Origin of the sequence: Streptomyces sp. NPDC000594, from assembly GCF_040299965.1 — a bacterium.
GTDB lineage: Bacteria > Actinomycetota > Actinomycetes > Streptomycetales > Streptomycetaceae > Streptomyces.
In genome coordinates, this window is record NZ_JBEPCY010000010.1 from 117,837 (window position 1) to 133,928 (window position 16,092).

Consider the following 16,092-nt stretch of genomic DNA (forward strand, 5'->3'; position numbering starts at 1 on the left):
ACGGGTCCGCCTTCACCGACCCCGGACGAGCACAGCCCTGCCCCGGGATCCTCTGGAGACCACGCATGCACAGCGCCACCGCTAACGAGCCGCGCACTCTCGGCGACCACACCTGGCAGGACCAGGCGGCCTGCAGCACCAGCCACGGCACCGACCCCGAGCTGTTCTTCCCCGAGCCCGACGAGATCGACCGCATCACCGCCGCCAAGAGCATCTGTGCTCAGTGCCCGGTCCGCCGAACCTGCCTGGACAGCGCACTGGAGAACGGCGACCGCGACGGCGTCCGGGGCGGACTCACCGAGGAGGAACGCGACGCCCTCCACAGCAAACTGCCCGAGCGCCTCGACTACGCCCGGATCAACGACACCCTCGCCGGCCGCGACGTCCACCTCAGCCGCGCCGAGCGCCGCGCGGTCGCCCGCAACGCCCACCAAGCCGGGATCCCGGCCGACCAGCTCGCCCGCCTCCTCAAGATCACCAAGGAGCATGCCCAGAAGCTCTACCGCCGAGCCGCCCGCGAGATCCGCAACCGCAACACCACCCAGAAGACCGGGTCCCCCACGGTCACGGTGACCCCGGTGAAGACCCCGGCCCGTGCGGACCTCGGGACGGCCGCGTGACCACCTCGGCGCCGATAGCGGCGCACACCACCACCGCCTGGGACAAGGCCGCCGTCGTCGCCCTCGGCTCCGCCGCCTGCGCCCTCTCCTACGACGCCCTCCAGCAGATGGCTGCCTCCATCCACATCCGGGGCGCCCTCACCTACCTCTTCCCGCTGATCATCGACGGGTTCATCGCCTACGGCGTCCGCGGACTCCTCGTCCTGCGCACCGCCCCGTTCACCGCCCGCCTCTACACCTGGACCCTGTTCGGCACTGCCTCGGCGGTCAGCATCTGGGCCAACGCCCTCCACGCCGTCCGCCTCAACCAGCAGGGCCCATCGGGGACCGGGCTGAAGCTCGGCGACCTCACCGTCGGCGTCCTGTCCACAGTCGCCCCGCTCGCCCTCGCCGGAGCCGTCCACCTCTACATCCTCATCGCCCGCCGCACGGAACCCACCGACCAGCCCGGACAGTCGGGACAGCCGGACACCCCGACCGTCCGCACCGACCGCATCACCACCCACCGCCCGGGACTGACCGACCAGCCGGAGAATGAGCGGCTGGGACTGACCGGTCGGACCGGCGGGGACCGTCCGGAACTGACCGACCCGCCGGACACCGACCGACCGACAGCCACGGTGACCCGACTTACCGCGCCCTCCGGTCCGGTCACCACGGACGGGGACACCCTGGAGGTCCGGACCGGACAGCCGGTCAGCCTGCCGGAGCCTGAGCACACTGGCCGCGAGGAGACCGCGCTGTCCGGGGAACCGGTCAGAAGACCGGCCCCGGACAGCGCACCGACCGGGCTGACCGGCCCGGAGGGCGAGGACGAACTCCTCCCGATCGCCCGCGAGGCGGTCACCCGGGCGGACAAGGTCACCCGCCAGATCGTCGCGGACGCCATCCGGGGGCAGGGCATCCCGCTGGCCAACGACCGGCTGACCGCCCTGGTCACCCAGCTCCGCGCCGAGACGCGACCGGTGCCGGTCACCGCGACCGGATGACCGACCGCTCCACGGGGTGGCCGGGCCGGACACTGACCGGCCCAGTCACCCCCACCCCGGGACACCCGGACACCGAAACCCCGAGCCCACCCGCTCCTGCTCGTACCGGAGGCCCTCGTGCGCACCACCCCGGTCACCCCGGCCGAAGCCGACGCCTGGATCACCACCCTCCACCGCCACGGTCACCTCCACCACGCCGAACGCGGCCCGGACGGGAGCTGGACCGTCCGCCGGACGGCCACCAGCCAGCCGTGGACCCTGCACCACCCGACCCTCGCCCTCGACTACACCGCCGAAGTCCTCCGGGACCTTCGGCGAGCCGTCCCGGAGACCCGCCGATGACCCGACCCGAACCCGCCGACCCCACCACTGTGGTGGAGGGAGGCGACTGCCCGGCGCGAGGCCGAGCAAGCTGTAGCGTCCGAAACTCCTCCGTAGCCCATGGCTGCGGAGGAGTTTCGGACGCGCATGCCCCCACCCCGGAGGGGGCGGGGGAAACCTCCCGGCACCAGGGGGTGCCGGGAGGGGAGGCTGCGACCGGGGGCGGACCGCAGCCAGAAGACGGAGGGGCCGAACCGCCCGCGCATCGCCAGCGTCCTCGCCTGCGCCAGACCGTCCAGCGCGACCACGTCCGCAGCGTCCGCCTCACCGCCGACGAACTCGCCACCGTCCAACACGCCGCCCAGTCGGTCGGGCTGACCACGGCCGGGTTCCTCGCCGACGCCGCCGTCGCACTCGCCCGCACCCACAGTGACGCCCGCGCGTGGCTGACCGACCAGAGGGCCCTGGTCGCAGAGCTGATGACCGCCGCCGCCCAGCTCGCCCGCGCCGGGAACAACCTCAACCAGGTGGCGAGGATCCTCAACTCCGGCGGTCACAGCGACGGCGTCGACCGCGCCGTCGAGCGGGTACTCAAGGCGGCGGTCCGGGTCGAGGCCGCCGCGGTCGAGATCGCCCGGCGGCGGTGACCGGCATGGTTCCGGACATCTCCACCGGCAGCCGTACCTACGGCCTGCTCGCCTACCTCTACGGCCCCGGCCGCCGCGACGAACACACCGACCCCCACATCGTCGCCGCCTGGGAACCCGGCCTCGCGCCCGACCCGGGCCGGGACCCGGCGGCCACGCTCAAGCAGTTGACCGACCGGCTCGACCTCCCCGTCCGCGCCCTCCCCGCCGGCCGACGGCCCCAGCGGCACCTCTGGCACTGTCCCGTCCGCACCGCCCCCGGCGACCGGCTGCTGAACGACGCCGAGTGGGGCGAGGTCGCCCGCCGCATCGTCCACGCGACCGGCATCGCCGAAGCCGGTGACGATCAGGCATGCCGGTGGATCGCCGTCCGCCACGCGCCCGATCACATCCACATCGTCGCCACCCTCAAACGCCAGGACGGCCGCAGCCCCCGCCGCCACCAGGACGCCGTCCGGGCCCAAGCCGAGTGCCGCCGGATCGAAGCCGACTTCGGCATCCAGCGCCTCAACTCCGGCGACCGCACCGCCGCCCAGCGCCCCACCAGCGCCGAGCGCTCCAAGGCGGAGCGCGCCGGGCGGGCCGAGCCGCCGCGCGAGACCCTCCGCGAAGCCGTCCGCCAGTCCCTGGCCGGAGCCGCCACGGAGGACGAGTTCTTCGCCCGGCTCACCGCCGCCGGCCTCCGCGTCGAGAAACGCCTGGCCCCCTCCGGGGACACCCTCGGCTACAAGGTCGCCCTCCCCGGCGACCGCAACCGGGCGGGCGAACCGGTCTGGTTCTCCGGCTCCAAACTCGCCCCTGATCTCTCCCTCCCCAAGATCCGCCAGCGCCTGGAAGCCGGAGCCCTGGACGCCGAAGAGGGGCCCCGGCCGCGCCCGGCCGCCGCCCGCCGGGACGCCGTCACCCCGGCCGTCCGTGCTGTTGCCGTCCTCGACCAGGACGACGAGGACACCGCGGTCGCCCACCTCGTCGGCACCGGTGAACTCCTGGACGCCCTCGCCCAGACGGCCCCGGCCACCACCCGCCGGGAGCTGTCCCAGGCGGCCCGCGCTTTCGAACGCGCCACCCGCACCCACGAACGCGCCGCCCGAGCCGACCACCGCGCCCTCCGCACGGCGGCCCGGGGCGTCCTCCGCGCCGGGGACGCGCTCGGCCGGGGCGAGGACGGCGGCACCACCGCCATGGTGCTCTCGACCCTCGTCCTCGTCACGCTGGCCGCCGCCCGTTGGCACTCCGCCCACGGCCACGCCCAGCAAGCCGCCGCCGCACGGCAAGCCGCCCAGCACCTCCGAACCGCCTACCAGGGTGCCGCCGCACCGCCGTTGAGGGCAATGCGGCACCACGCCCAACGGCTGTCCGACCCCGTACGCCGTCAGCACACCACTACGGTGACCGCCGCTCTCCCCGAGTACGCCGACCGGCTCCGGCAGGAGACCGGCTGGGACGCCCTGATCGCCACCCTCGACCAGGCCCAGGCAGCCGGCCACGACCCCGGCGCCCTCCTCAAGACCGTGGTCGAACAGCGCGAACTCGACACCGCCGACAACGTCAACGACGTCCTCATCTGGCGCATCCGCCACACCGCCAACCTCCCGACCGCGCCGAAGCCGGCCATGGCCCCCGGCCCGGCCCGCACCCGGGCCCTGAAGCCCACCGAGGTCCCCGCCCACACCATCCCGACCCCGTCCGGTCAGCGACGGCCACGCCGCTGACCAGCACAAACCCCTGGACTCCCACCAGCCCTACTGCTATGGCTCGAAGAAGCGAGCCCCGGAGGAGAATCGTGATCCACGACGACACCCACCAGCAGCCCAGAACCACCACCCAGCCCGCCCCCACACCTGATTCCCTGGTCCCGGTGCCGGCCCCGGGCGACGACCCGCTCCGCCGCCTCCAGGAGGAGATCCGCCCCGACGGCGTCCGTATCCGTATCCGCAGCGTTGACCACCCCGAGGAACTCTTCATCACGGGCCTCGTCGTCATCTGCCCCCACTGCTCGGCCCGCCGCGACTGGATGATCATCTGCGACGGCAACCGCATCGACATCCGCTGCCGGTGTGCCCATCAGTGGCATGAGCCCGAACTCAGCCGCGCCGACTTCGAGGTCATGACTGGCGGCAACACCACCGGCCCGGTCTACCCGAGCTTGGAGGACGCCGCCCGCGCCACCGGCTACGACGGCGCCTTCACCGGCATGTACCTCAACGAGCCCCGACCTCTCAGGGAACCAGCGGACGCCGGAGATCAATCAACCCTCACACGGGAGTGATTCCCGGATGTGAAGTATTGACATCCGTCGGGGCAGCCTTTGATCCGAAGGCTGTTTTCCCTGGCCAGAATACATTTCCGCCATAGTCATACAAGCGCACTTTGTCGCTCGAAAGTGTGATAAGCACGATTGAGGACTACTGGCGTGGCGCAGGGACTGGTGTGCTCTGGGCGGCCCTTCGTCAGGCGGGCCGTTCGCCATAACACGGACATGTTCGCCGTGTGGGGAATGTGAAGGAGTACGCCATGATCCGTACGTCGAGGACGAGGGCAGTGATGGCCGTCGCGAGCGCCGTCGGCGCCGCCGTGCTGGCCCTCGGTGCGACCGCCGCCCCGGCCCAGTCCGCCCCGGCCGGGAGCGACGCTCCGGTCAAGGCCGCCGCGCCTGTCCTGCCCGCCGGTGCCGTCGCCCTTCCGCCTGGGGCCCGGGGGCCGGAGCAGTGCCCGGACGGCGCGATGTGCTTCTGGGAGGGCGCGAACTTCTCCGGGAACGGCTGGGCCCTGGCCAAGCCGTCCAACGGTCTGCAGTGCCAGGGCGCGGTTCCGCAGGGGTTCTCCGCGCCCCGCAGCGCCTACAACCGGACCAACGGGAACATGGCCCTGTACCGGGGCGGTTCCTGCATCGGCGTGTGGCAGATCGGGGTCCTCAGCCCCGGCTACGCGTACGGCGATGTCAACCCGAACCGCATCTACGCCTGGAACTGGACCCTGTGACCGTCCGGGCGTCCCTCTGACGGATCCGTCCGGGCCCGCTCCGTGAGGCCCCGGACACCATCCCCGCCCCGGCTGTCCCGGTACGGGGACCGGTGAGGCGGTCTCGAAGAGCCCGCGACCCCGTCCCGCGGCCCCGGCGTCCCGCCTCACCGACCGGCCGTGCAACCGCTCTCCACCGAGGGGCACGGCCCGGCGAAGCCCCCGCTGTCCGGCCCGGTACGCCTATGTATCCGGCCGGCACCGGAGGCTTCGCCGGTTCCGTACGCGGCGGCACCAGACCCCGCGTCACACGCTCGCGGTGGGCTCAGCACACACGTCGATGAACGGATGACGTGCCCACCTTCCAGGCGGAGTACCGGAAACCGCCACTGAGCCGGACCCCACAGACATGCCCGGTCTCCTCTCCCTCCGCAACGGAGACGGGGCCGGACACCTACGACGCGGTGAGCGGGCACGACAACGGGGCCGCCCGGAGATCCGGGCGGCCCCATCGCGGGTCGGTGCATCGGTGGGTCAGACGGGGGCGAGGGCCTTTGTGGCGACGCGGAGCGCCGCGTGGAGGGCGAGGGCTTCGTAGACGGTCGGGTGGACGGTGGTGCTCCAGTCCCCGTGGAGGTTCGGCCAGGTGGCGAGAGTGACGTCCATGCTGTTCAGGCCGAGGTGAGCGGTGACGTCCATGCCGCCGCAGGAACCCGGGGTCCAGGTGAGGAAGAGGCGCCGGGGCCGAGCCGGTCCCGGCGGACGGGGGTGGGGTGCCAGGTGGCGCGGAGGATGTCGCCGGGGCAGGGGGAGACCTCGCGGACGAGGGCTCCCCGGTAACCGTCCGGCACGGGGCGGCGGGTGACCTCGCGCAGGGGGAAGAGGCCCGTGGTGGGCGGGGTCATGCGTCGGTCCAGTCCAGTTCGGTGGTGACGGCGGGTGGGAGGACGTGGTCCTGGCCGTCCTCGGCGATGTAGACGGCGGGGCCGTCCAGGCCGGTGCCCTCGATGACCCGGCCGATGCTGTGGCCGTATGGCCAGTCGGGGTTGACGGCGAGGAAGACGGGGAGGGCGGGGTTCAGGGTCTGGAGCTGGTGGACGAGCTGGGCGACGGTCAGCGGCTTCGACAGGACGGGGACCTCCGGTTCGGAGACGGGCGGGGGTGGTCAGCGGGTGGCGGCGCGGTGGCGTCGGCCCATCTCGGCGGCGTAGCCCTTGGTCGCCGAGCCGGTGCTGGACCAGCTCCCGCAGGCGCAGATGGCGAAGAACACGGTGCGGCCGGGGCAGCCTTCGGCGAGCGGTCTGTTGCTGGTCGTGTACTTGTGCTCGGGCGGGCAGACGGTGCTGTCCGGGTGGTACGCGTTCACGGTGACCTTGTGGGACACGGGCAGTCCTCCGGGGGGACGGTGGTACGGGTCAGGAGCAGTGGGCGCAGAGGGCGGTGGGCGTGGCGAGGAGTCCGGCGAGGAACCCGGCGACGGCCTGCGGGGGGATTCCGCCGGGGAAGGTCTGCGCCCAAATGGGTTCGCCGTTCACGTCGAGGGTGCGGATGTGCCAGAGGTCGCCGTGGCGGGCGGCGGGGGCCTCGGGGAGGAACCCGACGTACATGCCGCCGTCCGGGCTGGTGCAGTGGACGTTGGCGTCCGGGTCGGTGATCACGGCCCAGCCGTGAGCTTCGAGGAAGGGGAAGACGGGTCCCGCGCAGCCGCACCCGCGCGGCCATTCCCGGGCGGCCGGGGTGTGGAGGGGGCTGAGCTTCGCGGGGCGGGGAAGAGCGAGGGCGGAGTGCGTCACGGGTTCGGGTATCCCTTCGTTGACCTGGGTTTTTCCCGACACCCGTACTTGAACATGGGTCCGCAGATGTGTTCCAGTCCGTTCGGGCGGGTGGGTGTCTGCCGTGGGCGAATCCCGCCCCGGACAGGCCGGCGGTGGGAATGGAGGTGCCGCCCGCGGACGCTGTCCACGGGCGGCACCATCGAACAGAAGCAGGACAACGGGGAGGTGGAAAGGTGAACAGGGACGATGCCCGGGAGTACGCGGAGCTGGCCGACGACGTCCGGGCGGCATCACAGGCGCGGGCGCGGATGGCCGACGGCCGCCGCATCGAGATGACCGTGGAGGAACTCGCCGACCTCGTCCGCCCGGACGCCGACGGGGACGAAGGGCGTTAGCCCCGCCCGGCCCGAGGCTTGGCCGCCGGTGCCCCCGCCGGGATCACCGCCTGCGTGCCCACCACCGCCGGTGCCAGGGCTGCGGGTACGGGGGTGGTTGTCCGGGCGCGGGCGGCCTCGGCGCGCGGCTGGACGGCCGCCGAGCGGTCGAGGTCGCGGGTGAGGTGGTTGGCGAGCTGGTTCTCGGGGTGGGCGTCGATCACGGCGCAGATGGCGTGGACGCGGGCGTGGGCCTCGGTGTGGGCGGTGCGGAGCTGGGCGGCGGCGGAGGTGACGGAGTCCAGCTCGTGGAGGAGAGGGACGTGGCCAGGGCGGGTGAGGTGGTGGAGCCGCTCCTGGTGACTGGTGATCTCGGCGTCGGGGAAGACGAGGCTCTGCCGAATCCGGAGCACGGTGAGCAGGGTGGGGTCGGTGGTGCGGCCTTCGCGCAGAAGGGTCTGGAGGGTGTCGACGGGCCGCTGCCAGGCGGCCTCGATGACGGTATCGGCGGTGGCCAGGGCGGCGGGGCTGGGACAACGGGGGTCCTTCCGAGGGGCGGGGGCGCGGTCAGCGGCCGGGTGAACGGGGCGGCGGCCCCTGGCGTGGGGTGAAGGGGAGGACGTTCGGCCCGGCCGGATGCCGGGGCCGGGTGGTGCCCCGGGCCGGGGAGACGGCGGTCGCCACCACGCTCCGTACAGAAGTCCGGCCGGGGTCGGCGTAGCGGTCGGCGACCCGCTGGACGAGCCGCTGCTGGTAAGCCAGAGGCAGGGACTCGATGCGCTCGACGGCCCGGGACAACTCCGGGGTGAACAGGGCCGGCTCGCCGTGGCCGGCCTCCCGGGTCACCGCTCGGACGGCTTCGGCCTCGATCATCGGGGCCCACGCGTAGTCGAGTTCCGCCGTGTCGCAGATGTGCTGGGCGCCGCCGTGGAGCGCGTCGGTGAAGGGCAGGCCGTCCTCCATGACCGTGGGCAGGGAGTCCAGGAGGGTCTGGGTCGCGTGGCGCAGGCGTTTGGTCAGCTCGGGGTCGGTCACCCAGGTCACCGGCTGGAACGGGAGCGGCGGACCACCGGACGGTGGGGTGTCCTTAGATGTCCCGCCGGTTCAGCGGTACCGGGCCGACGCGGCGGCCGGGAGCGCGGTCGTCGTCCGGTACACGAGAGCCGGTGAGGCGATCACCGTCCGGGCCACAGTCGACCGGGACCGGGCGACCGCCGCGCGCTGGATGTCCAGCGGGCTGGGGACCGGCGGTTTGACCGGGGTGATGTGGGACGCGGCCCGGTTGCGCTCCGGGAGGTAGTCCTTGTAGCGGGCGACGGGGGTGGGGTCGGCGAGCCGGTTCATGGTCGCCGTGATCAGGTGGGTCGGGGTGTTCGTGGTGAAGGTGCCGAGCCACTCGGAGGAGTAGCCGGAGGCGCCGCCGCTGACGGTCCACTTCGACCGCTGGTCGCTGATCTCCTCGTGGTGGTCCAGCCGTCCTTTGATGCGGGTGACCAGGGCGAGCCGGTCGGGCGGCTGGCTGACACTGAGGTAGGGCCCGTGGTCGACGCGCCAGCCCGCCTCGGCCAGAGGACGCAGGGGCTCCGTCTTCGAGGCGTTGAGGCGGTCGTGGACGGAGGCGTTGCTGCCGTGGGCATGGTCTTCGGCGAGGGCGGTGGTGAACGCGGCGACCACCTCGACCGGGGTGTAGTGGTCGAAGGTGGCCAGCCACCGGGGCGGGGCGAACGGCTGCTCGTGGCCGGTGATCCGCCACAGGGCGTCGTCCTCGCCCTCGGGCAGCCACCCGATGCGTATTCGCTGGTCGGGCGAGGAGAGATAGATGTTGCCGAGGTCGTCGTCCAGGCTGTGGAACCCGGCGGCGAGCAGGGGGACCAGGGCCGGGTCACCGGTGTAGGTGGACCCGGCGAGATACACCGGGGAGACGAAGACGTCGCCGTCGATCTCTTCAGCAGGGGGCATGACGGGGGCTCCGTTCCTCGGGGGCGGGGTGGTCAGCGGGTGCGGGGCGGGCGGGAGATCGCGGTGACGGCGGCCGGCACCAGGGGCTGGGCCGCGGGCGGGTGCGAGAACAGCCCCGGGACCGCCGCCGTGGAGGGGGCGCGCTGGACGGCGACGGCCGCCCACTCGTTGCTCACGGCCTGCGGCCGGACGAGGACCGGCCGGCCCGGAGCCGGCCCCGGGTCTGCGGAGGCGGGGGTCCAGGAGGCGAGGGCCGTGTACGCGTCGCCGAGCTGCTCGGTCGCCGGGCTCACCCCGTACCGGGCACCCCGCCCCGGGGAGTCCCGGAGGATCAGGCCGTCGCGCTCCATGCGGGTCAGGCGTTGGTAGGCCGAGCTGGGGTGGAGTCCGGTCGTCTCGACGACCTCGGGGTAGGTGAGCGGGCCGTGCTCGTCCAGTGCGGCGAGGGTGGCGGTGGTCCCGGCGGGGCGGAGCCGGGCGAGGACGTCCTCGGCGCGTTCCGCGTCGGCGGTGACCGTGGTGAAGTTCTGGCGGTGCCAGTCGGAGAGGGCACGGTGTACGGGCTCGGTCGCGCGCCCGTACGTCGTGAGCCCGTACGTCCCGTGGCCCGGCCGGTGCACGAGACCCTGGGCCTGCAGCCGTCCCAGGAGCTGGACTGCGTACACATTGGTGTTCCACGGCATGGCCGAAGCGATCTCCGCCGTCCGCATCGTCTCGTGCTGCCGCAGGGTTTGAAGGGTCCAGGTGGTCCAGCGCGGCGAGAGAACGCTGAGGGCGTGGTCGACGGACTCGGTACGGCCGTTCAGGACCGAGTGCAGGGTGGGCATGGTGGAGTCTCCGGTTCGGTTCAGCGGTTGTGGCGGGCCGGGACGGCGGCGCTGGGTAGACCGGTGATCGGGGGCACCGGGGCCACGACGGTCGGTGGGCCGCCGGGGGTACGGGAGACGGCGGCCTCGGCCCGGGACACCTGCCCGAGCCCCTGCACCTGTGCGGGGGCGTACTCGGTGTCGTTGGCGAGGGAGCGGCGGTAGGCGCCGGCCATGGTCCGCAGGTGCTCGGCGCTCTGGTCCCGCCGGGCGGACAGCAGCGCGATCTCGGTACTGGCGGAGCCGAGGGTGGCGGCGCTCTGCCCGCCGCGGACGGAGTCCAGCTCCCGGGCGATGTGCGCGGTCCGCTCCTGGACGCGCTGGTCCAGGTCGTCCACCTTGAACGTGGCATCCGCGATCAGCGCGGTCAGCTGCCCGTACGGGCTGAGGAAGGGATGGCGGCCGAGGAGATCGGCGGCCGATTCGGCACCGAGCGTCTCGCGGACGAGACGGGTACCGAGGCCGGGCGGCGGGGTGCCGTGCACAACAACTCCAGAAGAGAGGAAGGGCGGTTCAGGAACGGGACCGGCGTTGAGCGGCCGGGGCGGTGGCTGCGGTCGGCGCGAGGGCCTGGGGTGGCTGAGCGTCGGCGGTGCGCATGTGCGGGGAGCGGGAGCGCGCGGCCTCGGCCCGCTGGTCCGGTGCCCCGGTGGTGGCTTGGCGGCGGAGGCGGTCGGCGGCGGTGCGGTAGACCGTGTTGTCGTACCGTTCGCCGACCGCGACCAGGAAGATCTCCCGCGGGTGCTGAGACGAGGGCGGGGCGGGGCGGAACTGGATAACCATCCGCCATCGGGTCTGCGGGTCGACGTAGACCTTGTGGCAGCCGGCCAGCTCCCGGTGCATCCGCGCCCCGCGCTCGTTCCCGTGGACCAGGTGCTGGAGTTCCAGCAGGGCCAGATCCCGGATCTTGTCCGGCACAGACCGTAGATCCTCCAGCGCCTCGGGGTGCGCGGCGAACCCGAAACGGGCGCTCTTCACGACAACCCCCGCCGGGCGGGGACGGCCCCGGCCGAGACGACGGGCCGGGGTGGGGTCACCGGGGCCGGGGGAACGGCGAGCCGTACCGGGGCATGGGGAGAGCGGGAGCGCGCTGCCTCAGTGCGTGCCGTGAGGGGGTCGGGGGCCGAAGGCAGGGGCCTGTCGGTGTTCCAGGTCCAGTCCTCGGCGGCCTCGGCGGTGGGGAACGCGCCTTCGCGCAGGGTGTAGGTGCGCAGGCTCGGCGCGATTTCTTCGAGGAAGAGCCGGTAGGGAGCATCCGCCGAGTCGGGGTGCGTGTCGTGGACGATGACCCAGGTCTCCATCCCGGTGTCGAAGCCGCCCGGCTCCCCGGTGTAGTGGTCGAAGACCTCGTACCGGCCTTCGGGATTCACCCGCAGACGGTCCTCCAGCCGGGCGGTGAGCGCGTCGGCAGGACGCGGCCCGTTGGGGTTCAACAGCTCAATGCCCTCGGGCGGGCAGCCCTGCTCGATGAGCCAGTGCTGCGCCAGCGGCGCCAAGGGGTGCTTCTCCCTGGCGAACCGGTAGGTACGCTGCTCGGTGTCGCGGGTGATGTGCAGGGCGACGAACGAGGCGGTGCCGGGGACGTCGTAGATGTACGTCGGGTCGTGGAACAGGAGGTAGCTGTCGCGGCCGTCCGCGGTGTGGTGGGCGGCCATGGGCACGAACGAGTCCTCATCGAGCGTCACGCTGAAGAAATCGTGCGCGACCTCCTCGTTGACGGCGGTGAAGCCGTCGAGCCGGTAGTCCGGCGCGGTGCTGGTGGACATGTCAGTTCACCTCTGCACCGGGCGCGGCCAGCAGTCGGTGGCTGGGCCGGGCAGGGCTGGTGGTGCAGGCGCCGAACGGGCCGTCGGGGGCGCGGAGCTGGAGCCAGGTCGGGTCGAGGTGGTCGCGGTGCCAGGTCGCCGGCCCCGCCAGGCCCGCTTCGGTGTCGGTGAACTGCTGCCACGCCAGCCACAGGCCGTGCAGGCGGGCGATGGCCTCGGGGTGCTCGCGCCACTCGAAGCACCACGGGCGGCCGGTGGTGATCTCCCGCCCGTAGACCGGCAGCAGGAGCCGCTCCACCCAGGTTCCGAGGGCCGCGAGTTCCTCCTCGTACGCCGTCCCGGCCAGCGCCAGGATGAAGATCGAGGACGGCCCCTCCGGCTCCGCCGGACCGCCATCGGTGCTGGTCGGTTCGGCCTCGCCAGGGCCCTCTTCGGCGTCCTCGCCGGAGAGGCGGGCGATGGTTTCGCCCTGCCGCTGGGCCTCGGTGACGAGCCGGTTCACGGTGGAGACCAGGTCGTTCAGGTCGTGGTCCGCGACACGGACCGGCTCGTTCGGGAGTGGTTCGGACATCGACAGCCCTCACTTTGCGTAGATCGGAAGGGTGTTGGGCTGCCGATGGTCCGGAGAAATCCCGGTTTGCCCCGGCCGGGAACCCCGGTGTAGAAGCCGGGGTTCACCCCGCCCCGTGGGCGCAGTGGCCCAGGGGCGGGGCGAGCCGCTCGACCGCGCGGGCCGCCTGCTGGGGGACGACGCCGTTGCCGAGCGCGGTGAGCTGCGCGGGACGCCCCAGCCCGGAGGTGTCGGTGACCCAGCCCGGTGGGAGGCCCTGCATCCACTCCACAAACCGCGGGCTCAGACGGCCCGCGCCATCGGTCGGCGCCGGTGCCGGACGGGTGGCGTTCTCCCATCGGGCGACGGCGGAGGCGTAGGGCCCCCACCGCTGTCCGTCCCGGCGAACAGCGGCAGGACCACCGCCGACAGCGGCGGCCGGAACCCCTTCCCGCCCGCCGCCCCGGAGTGCCCGTGTCCGTAGCCCTGGGCGTCGGGAGCAGCCGGGCCGCCGCCGAGGGCAATGTCAGATCGCCGTTGCCGTGCCGCTGGTTCGGCGACCCCTTGATCCCGTCCGACGCCTTCGGAGTCGGCAGGAGCCACTCCACCTCGTCCGCGAGATTCGGACCGTGCCCACCTTGCTTCCGTTTCACCGGGTGCTGGCTCCCGCCGTTCTTCCCGATATTGCTCGTCGGCGTCTTCAACAGCGGCGTGGCGGGGCCAGGCGGTGAGGAAGATCCGCTCGCGGCGGTGGGGTGCTCCGATGTCGGAGGCTCGAAGCACGCGCCAGCGCGCATCGAACCCGAGGTCGGCCAGGGAGCCGAGTACGGCACCGAGTGCCCGCACAGCAGGCTGGCCTGCATGGTTTCCCAGACACCACGGGCAGGGTTCCAGCTCGCCAGAGGCGGGGGCGGCGGGGGAGGTGAGGAGCCCCCGGACATTCTCGATCACCACCAGACAGGGTCGGAGGATGTTGATGGCGCGGGCGACGTGGTGCCACAGACCGGACCGGGTGCCCGCGGACAGCCCGGCCCGGCGACCGGCGACCGAGACGTCTTTGACAGGGGAAACCGGCCGTCAGGACGCACACCCCCGGAACGGTCGCCCAGTTCACCGTCGAGATGTCGCCGAGGTTCGGTACCCCGGGCCAGTGCCGGGCCAGGATCTTCGACGCCCCCGGGTCGGTGTCGGCGTGCCAGGCGAGCCGGCCGCCGAGGACCGTCTGGACGCCCAGGTCCAGGCCGCCGTACCCGGAGCACAGGCTCCCGATCAGCCGCCCGCCCGGCGGCGGCAGGTGTTCAGCGGGCATGGCGCTGCGCCGACGGGGGCGGGAGGAAGGCCCAGGTTCCCGGGATGCCACGGTGTTCGGGGCGGGCCGGGGGCACCGGCTGGGTCGAGCGGCTGAGCGCGGCGGTGACCTGGGGCGCGGGCCGGCCGATCGTGTCCGCCGCGGTCCGCAGCTCCAGGGCGACGGAGTCCAGGTTCTCCCGTGACAGTTCCAGGTGGTGGCGGAGCAGGCGGAAGGTCGCGTTGGTGTTCGCGGCCGGGAGGGTTTCGGCGCGGTGGTGGAGCTGGCCGAGCTGGCTGTACGCGCGGGTGAAGTTCGCCACCGCCTGCCCCGCGTGCTCGGCGGCGGCGGTGCAGCCCTGGACGACCGTTCCCTGTTCGGGCCCGGGGCTGCCGAGAGCGTTCCGGTGCATGACGTGGCCGGCCAGATCGTTGACCAGACCGTTCAGCGCGGTGAGTTCCTGGGACGCGGTGACCAGGTCCGGGAGACCAGCGAGGGAGCCCGGGACGGTGATCTCCTCGCCGAGTTCCTCGGCCTCGTCGGCCAGCGCGTACAGCTCGTCCCTCTCCAGGGCAGCCCGTCCGGTGAAGTCGTTCATGCAGGGCTCCGTCGGGACGTACGGGCAGGGACAGCGGGGACCGGAGCGGCGGCCGGAGTCGGCGCCGAGGTACGGCGGGGGCGGCTGCGGGCACGGGCCGCTTCCGCCCGGCCGGGCGACGACCTCGCCGCAGGCGGGTTCTCGGGTACGGGGCCGGTGCGGGCGGTGTGCCACCGCCGGCGGGCCTCGTCGAGCGGGCCGAGGGCGTGCAGGGCGTGCCCGATCAGCCGCCCCGCTGGTACGGATGCGTCGTCGGCCAGGGCCCGGATCTGCCGGGCGGACTCGGCCGCCGTACGGACCAGGGCAGTGGCAAGGACCTGTTCGCCGAAGTGCTCTGCGGACCCGGCCAGTGCCAGGGGGTCGCAGACCGCGAGGACCCGTTCGGCGTCGAGGTCACCGCTGGTGAGGGCGCCGCGCCGCTGGACCTCCCACAGCACGGTGAGCTGGTCGACGGGTTCGCCCCGGTGGTGCAGGGCCCCGAGCGCCCGGTAGAGCTGCTGATGCCCCGGGTCCGCGAAGTCGCCCGGCCGCAGCCAGCCGACGACCGCGTCGAGCTGGTCCGGACTGGCGGTGAGGCAGGCCAGCAGGAACTCCTCGTCCGCGAGGAGATCCCCGTCCGCCACCACGGTCGCCCGGGGCACCGGTTCCGGTTGGGTCGGGAGTGGGACGGGGCGGGGGTCGGTGCCCCAGCGGCGTGCGAGGTCCGCCAGCACGGTGGCGAGGGCGTCGGCCCGGAGGAGGGTTTCGTCGGTGCCGCCGCGGACGGTGTCGGCGCGGGCGGCCTGGTGGAGCCGGACGGCGTGCTCGGCGACCGTGCGGTGGATGGCGCCCTCCAGCACCATCCGCCCGTACACCACCGCGTGTTCCGGGCGGGGGCAGGCGGCGACGAGCTGATGCGCGTACGAGGCCGTCACGCCCCGGGTCCGGGTGCCGGCCTCGGTCACCGCGTCCGCGACCCACGACACTGGCACCGCCCCGACCGCCGCCGTGCTCCCCGGATGGCCGCGCTCCCGCAGGGCGAGGGCAGAGGCGTAGAGGGCCTGGTGGGCGGGCCGGTAGAAGTGCTCGGGCCGCAGCCACGGGGAGAGCCGTTCGAGCTGGCCGGGGTCGAGGAACACGGCGCCGAGCACGGCCTGCTCGGCCCGCACCAGCGGGTTCACTCCGGGCCTCGGCGGGAGCGGAGGGTGGTGATGGCCTGCTGTGCGTCGGTGAGATCGGCGGCGTACCGGTCCAGGTCAGCGGCGAACACGGGGTCATCGACTCGTAGGGACAGGATGGGGGTGGTGAGCCACCACTTGCCGCTGCGGCGGACGACGGGGGCGTCACCCAGCGGGCCGGAACGGTCGGAAGAAGGGGAGGGCACGAGGACTCCAGAGGG

At 73.2% G+C, this 16,092-nt stretch carries 25 protein-coding genes and 1 pseudogene; 8 read left to right on the plus strand and 18 right to left on the minus strand.

Features of this window, described 5'->3' with window-relative positions; translation table 11 throughout:
- The first annotated feature begins 65 nt into the window (after positions 1-65).
- The 7 genes from ABT354_RS16920 to ABT354_RS16950 all read left to right on the plus strand — a co-directional run bounded on the left by ABT354_RS16920 (position 66) and on the right by ABT354_RS16950 (position 5,559).
- Positions 66-620 (plus strand): WhiB family transcriptional regulator, encoded by a 555-nt coding sequence (locus ABT354_RS16920; protein ID WP_351494311.1) that lies wholly within the window; start codon positions 66-68, stop codon positions 618-620.
- Positions 617-1,609: a DUF2637 domain-containing protein gene (locus tag ABT354_RS16925; RefSeq protein ID WP_351494313.1), complete on the plus strand. Its 993-nt coding sequence runs from the start codon at positions 617-619 to the stop codon at positions 1,607-1,609. The genes ABT354_RS16920 and ABT354_RS16925 overlap by 4 nt, the downstream gene beginning before the upstream one ends.
- A gap of 117 nt (positions 1,610-1,726) precedes the next feature.
- On the plus strand, positions 1,727-1,951 hold the full coding sequence (locus ABT354_RS16930; RefSeq protein WP_351494315.1) for a hypothetical protein: 225 nt from the start codon (positions 1,727-1,729) through the stop codon (positions 1,949-1,951).
- Between the two features lie 173 nt (positions 1,952-2,124).
- Positions 2,125-2,577 carry a plasmid mobilization protein gene (locus ABT354_RS16935; protein WP_351494317.1) on the plus strand — a complete coding sequence of 151 codons (453 nt, stop codon included), beginning with the start codon at positions 2,125-2,127 and terminating at the stop codon, positions 2,575-2,577.
- A 5-nt stretch (positions 2,578-2,582) separates the two neighbouring features.
- Entirely contained in the window at positions 2,583-4,289 is a 1,707-nt protein-coding gene (locus tag ABT354_RS16940) for a mobilization protein (RefSeq protein WP_351494319.1), read from the plus strand.
- A gap of 71 nt (positions 4,290-4,360) precedes the next feature.
- Positions 4,361-4,846, plus strand: coding sequence for a hypothetical protein (locus tag ABT354_RS16945; protein ID WP_351494321.1), 486 nt, complete (start codon positions 4,361-4,363; stop codon positions 4,844-4,846).
- Between the two features lie 245 nt (positions 4,847-5,091).
- Positions 5,092-5,559 carry a peptidase inhibitor family I36 protein gene (locus tag ABT354_RS16950; protein ID WP_351494323.1) on the plus strand — a complete coding sequence of 156 codons (468 nt, stop codon included), beginning with the start codon at positions 5,092-5,094 and terminating at the stop codon, positions 5,557-5,559.
- A 513-nt stretch (positions 5,560-6,072) separates the two neighbouring features.
- On the opposite strand, the gene ABT354_RS16955 is transcribed toward ABT354_RS16950, so the two are convergent.
- The 4 genes from ABT354_RS16955 to ABT354_RS16970 all read right to left on the minus strand — a co-directional run bounded on the left by ABT354_RS16955 (position 6,073) and on the right by ABT354_RS16970 (position 7,331).
- Complete coding sequence (locus ABT354_RS16955; protein WP_351494325.1) at positions 6,073-6,204, minus strand: hypothetical protein; 132 nt, start codon at positions 6,202-6,204, stop codon at positions 6,073-6,075.
- Positions 6,205-6,209: 5 nt separating this feature from the next.
- Positions 6,210-6,443, minus strand: a complete 234-nt coding sequence (locus tag ABT354_RS16960; protein ID WP_351494327.1) for a hypothetical protein — start codon at positions 6,441-6,443, stop codon at positions 6,210-6,212.
- 260 nt (positions 6,444-6,703) lie between these two features.
- The gene (locus ABT354_RS16965) at positions 6,704-6,922 is read right to left on the minus strand and encodes a hypothetical protein (protein WP_351494329.1); all 219 of its coding nucleotides are present in this window, start codon (positions 6,920-6,922) and stop codon (positions 6,704-6,706) included.
- 31 nt (positions 6,923-6,953) lie between these two features.
- Positions 6,954-7,331, minus strand: a complete 378-nt coding sequence (locus ABT354_RS16970) for an SPDY domain-containing protein (protein WP_351494331.1) — start codon at positions 7,329-7,331, stop codon at positions 6,954-6,956.
- Between the two features lie 215 nt (positions 7,332-7,546).
- Here ABT354_RS16970 and ABT354_RS16975 point away from each other — a divergent pair, with 215 nt between their 5' ends.
- The gene (locus ABT354_RS16975) at positions 7,547-7,708 is read left to right on the plus strand and encodes a hypothetical protein (protein WP_351494333.1); all 162 of its coding nucleotides are present in this window, start codon (positions 7,547-7,549) and stop codon (positions 7,706-7,708) included.
- On the opposite strand, the gene ABT354_RS16980 is transcribed toward ABT354_RS16975, so the two are convergent.
- The 14 genes and pseudogenes from ABT354_RS16980 to ABT354_RS17045 form a co-directional block, all read right to left on the minus strand.
- On the minus strand, positions 7,705-8,100 hold the full coding sequence (locus ABT354_RS16980; protein ID WP_351494335.1) for a hypothetical protein: 396 nt from the start codon (positions 8,098-8,100) through the stop codon (positions 7,705-7,707). The two genes, ABT354_RS16975 and ABT354_RS16980, sit on opposite strands and share 4 nt — an antisense overlap.
- Positions 8,101-8,254: 154 nt before the next feature.
- Positions 8,255-8,731, minus strand: coding sequence for a hypothetical protein (locus tag ABT354_RS16985; protein ID WP_351494337.1), 477 nt, complete (start codon positions 8,729-8,731; stop codon positions 8,255-8,257).
- Positions 8,732-8,791: 60 nt separating this feature from the next.
- Positions 8,792-9,646 (minus strand): SPDY domain-containing protein, encoded by an 855-nt coding sequence (locus ABT354_RS16990; RefSeq protein WP_351494339.1) that lies wholly within the window; start codon positions 9,644-9,646, stop codon positions 8,792-8,794.
- A gap of 32 nt (positions 9,647-9,678) precedes the next feature.
- On the minus strand, positions 9,679-10,473 hold the full coding sequence (locus ABT354_RS16995) for a winged helix-turn-helix transcriptional regulator (protein WP_351494341.1): 795 nt from the start codon (positions 10,471-10,473) through the stop codon (positions 9,679-9,681).
- 20 nt (positions 10,474-10,493) lie between these two features.
- A complete protein-coding gene (locus ABT354_RS17000; protein ID WP_351494343.1) occupies positions 10,494-10,997 on the minus strand; it encodes a hypothetical protein in 504 nt (167 codons plus the stop codon).
- A 28-nt stretch (positions 10,998-11,025) separates the two neighbouring features.
- Positions 11,026-11,490, minus strand: coding sequence for a hypothetical protein (locus ABT354_RS17005; protein ID WP_351494345.1), 465 nt, complete (start codon positions 11,488-11,490; stop codon positions 11,026-11,028).
- Positions 11,487-12,278 carry a hypothetical protein gene (locus tag ABT354_RS17010; protein ID WP_351494347.1) on the minus strand — a complete coding sequence of 264 codons (792 nt, stop codon included), beginning with the start codon at positions 12,276-12,278 and terminating at the stop codon, positions 11,487-11,489. The genes ABT354_RS17005 and ABT354_RS17010 overlap by 4 nt, the downstream gene beginning before the upstream one ends.
- Position 12,279: 1 nt before the next feature.
- Positions 12,280-12,849: a DUF4913 domain-containing protein gene (locus tag ABT354_RS17015; RefSeq protein WP_351494349.1), complete on the minus strand. Its 570-nt coding sequence runs from the start codon at positions 12,847-12,849 to the stop codon at positions 12,280-12,282.
- A 103-nt stretch (positions 12,850-12,952) separates the two neighbouring features.
- Positions 12,953-13,111, minus strand: a complete 159-nt coding sequence (locus ABT354_RS17020) for a hypothetical protein (protein WP_351494351.1) — start codon at positions 13,109-13,111, stop codon at positions 12,953-12,955.
- A gap of 20 nt (positions 13,112-13,131) precedes the next feature.
- Positions 13,132-13,854 (minus strand): DNA cytosine methyltransferase, encoded by a 723-nt coding sequence (locus ABT354_RS17025; protein WP_351494494.1) that lies wholly within the window; start codon positions 13,852-13,854, stop codon positions 13,132-13,134.
- Between the two features lie 91 nt (positions 13,855-13,945).
- Positions 13,946-14,137, minus strand: a pseudogene (locus tag ABT354_RS17030) (DNA cytosine methyltransferase); the annotation flags it as partial.
- The gene (locus ABT354_RS17035; protein ID WP_351494352.1) at positions 14,127-14,714 is read right to left on the minus strand and encodes a hypothetical protein; all 588 of its coding nucleotides are present in this window, start codon (positions 14,712-14,714) and stop codon (positions 14,127-14,129) included. The pseudogene ABT354_RS17030 and the gene ABT354_RS17035, both read right to left, overlap by 11 nt.
- Positions 14,711-15,874 (minus strand): DnaB-like helicase N-terminal domain-containing protein, encoded by a 1,164-nt coding sequence (locus tag ABT354_RS17040; RefSeq protein WP_351494354.1) that lies wholly within the window; start codon positions 15,872-15,874, stop codon positions 14,711-14,713. Before ABT354_RS17040 ends, ABT354_RS17035 begins: the two co-directional genes overlap by 4 nt.
- On the minus strand, positions 15,871-16,077 hold the full coding sequence (locus ABT354_RS17045; RefSeq protein WP_351494356.1) for a hypothetical protein: 207 nt from the start codon (positions 16,075-16,077) through the stop codon (positions 15,871-15,873). Before ABT354_RS17045 ends, ABT354_RS17040 begins: the two co-directional genes overlap by 4 nt.
- Positions 16,078-16,092: the final 15 nt, after the last annotated feature.

What these genes read in the sequence shown, in the direction of transcription:
- ABT354_RS17010 (WP_351494347.1), bottom strand. Translation starts at nt 12,278, where the DNA reads ATGTCCACCAGCACCGCGCCGGACTACCGGCTCGACGGCTTCACCGCC.
- ABT354_RS16960 (WP_351494327.1), bottom strand. Translation starts at nt 6,443, where the DNA reads ATGACCCCGCCCACCACGGGCCTCTTCCCCCTGCGCGAGGTCACCCGC.
- ABT354_RS16990 (WP_351494339.1), bottom strand. Translation starts at nt 9,646, where the DNA reads ATGCCCCCTGCTGAAGAGATCGACGGCGACGTCTTCGTCTCCCCGGTG.
- ABT354_RS17015 (WP_351494349.1), bottom strand. Translation starts at nt 12,849, where the DNA reads ATGTCCGAACCACTCCCGAACGAGCCGGTCCGTGTCGCGGACCACGAC.
- ABT354_RS16995 (WP_351494341.1), bottom strand. Translation starts at nt 10,473, where the DNA reads ATGCCCACCCTGCACTCGGTCCTGAACGGCCGTACCGAGTCCGTCGAC.
- ABT354_RS16940 (WP_351494319.1), top strand. Translation starts at nt 2,583, where the DNA reads ATGGTTCCGGACATCTCCACCGGCAGCCGTACCTACGGCCTGCTCGCC.
- ABT354_RS17020 (WP_351494351.1), bottom strand. Translation starts at nt 13,111, where the DNA reads ATGCAGGGCCTCCCACCGGGCTGGGTCACCGACACCTCCGGGCTGGGG.
- ABT354_RS16950 (WP_351494323.1), top strand. Translation starts at nt 5,092, where the DNA reads ATGATCCGTACGTCGAGGACGAGGGCAGTGATGGCCGTCGCGAGCGCC.
- ABT354_RS17035 (WP_351494352.1), bottom strand. Translation starts at nt 14,714, where the DNA reads ATGAACGACTTCACCGGACGGGCTGCCCTGGAGAGGGACGAGCTGTAC.
- ABT354_RS16955 (WP_351494325.1), bottom strand. Translation starts at nt 6,204, where the DNA reads ATGGACGTCACTCTCGCCACCTGGCCGAACCTCCACGGGGACTGGAGC.
- ABT354_RS16920 (WP_351494311.1), top strand. Translation starts at nt 66, where the DNA reads ATGCACAGCGCCACCGCTAACGAGCCGCGCACTCTCGGCGACCACACC.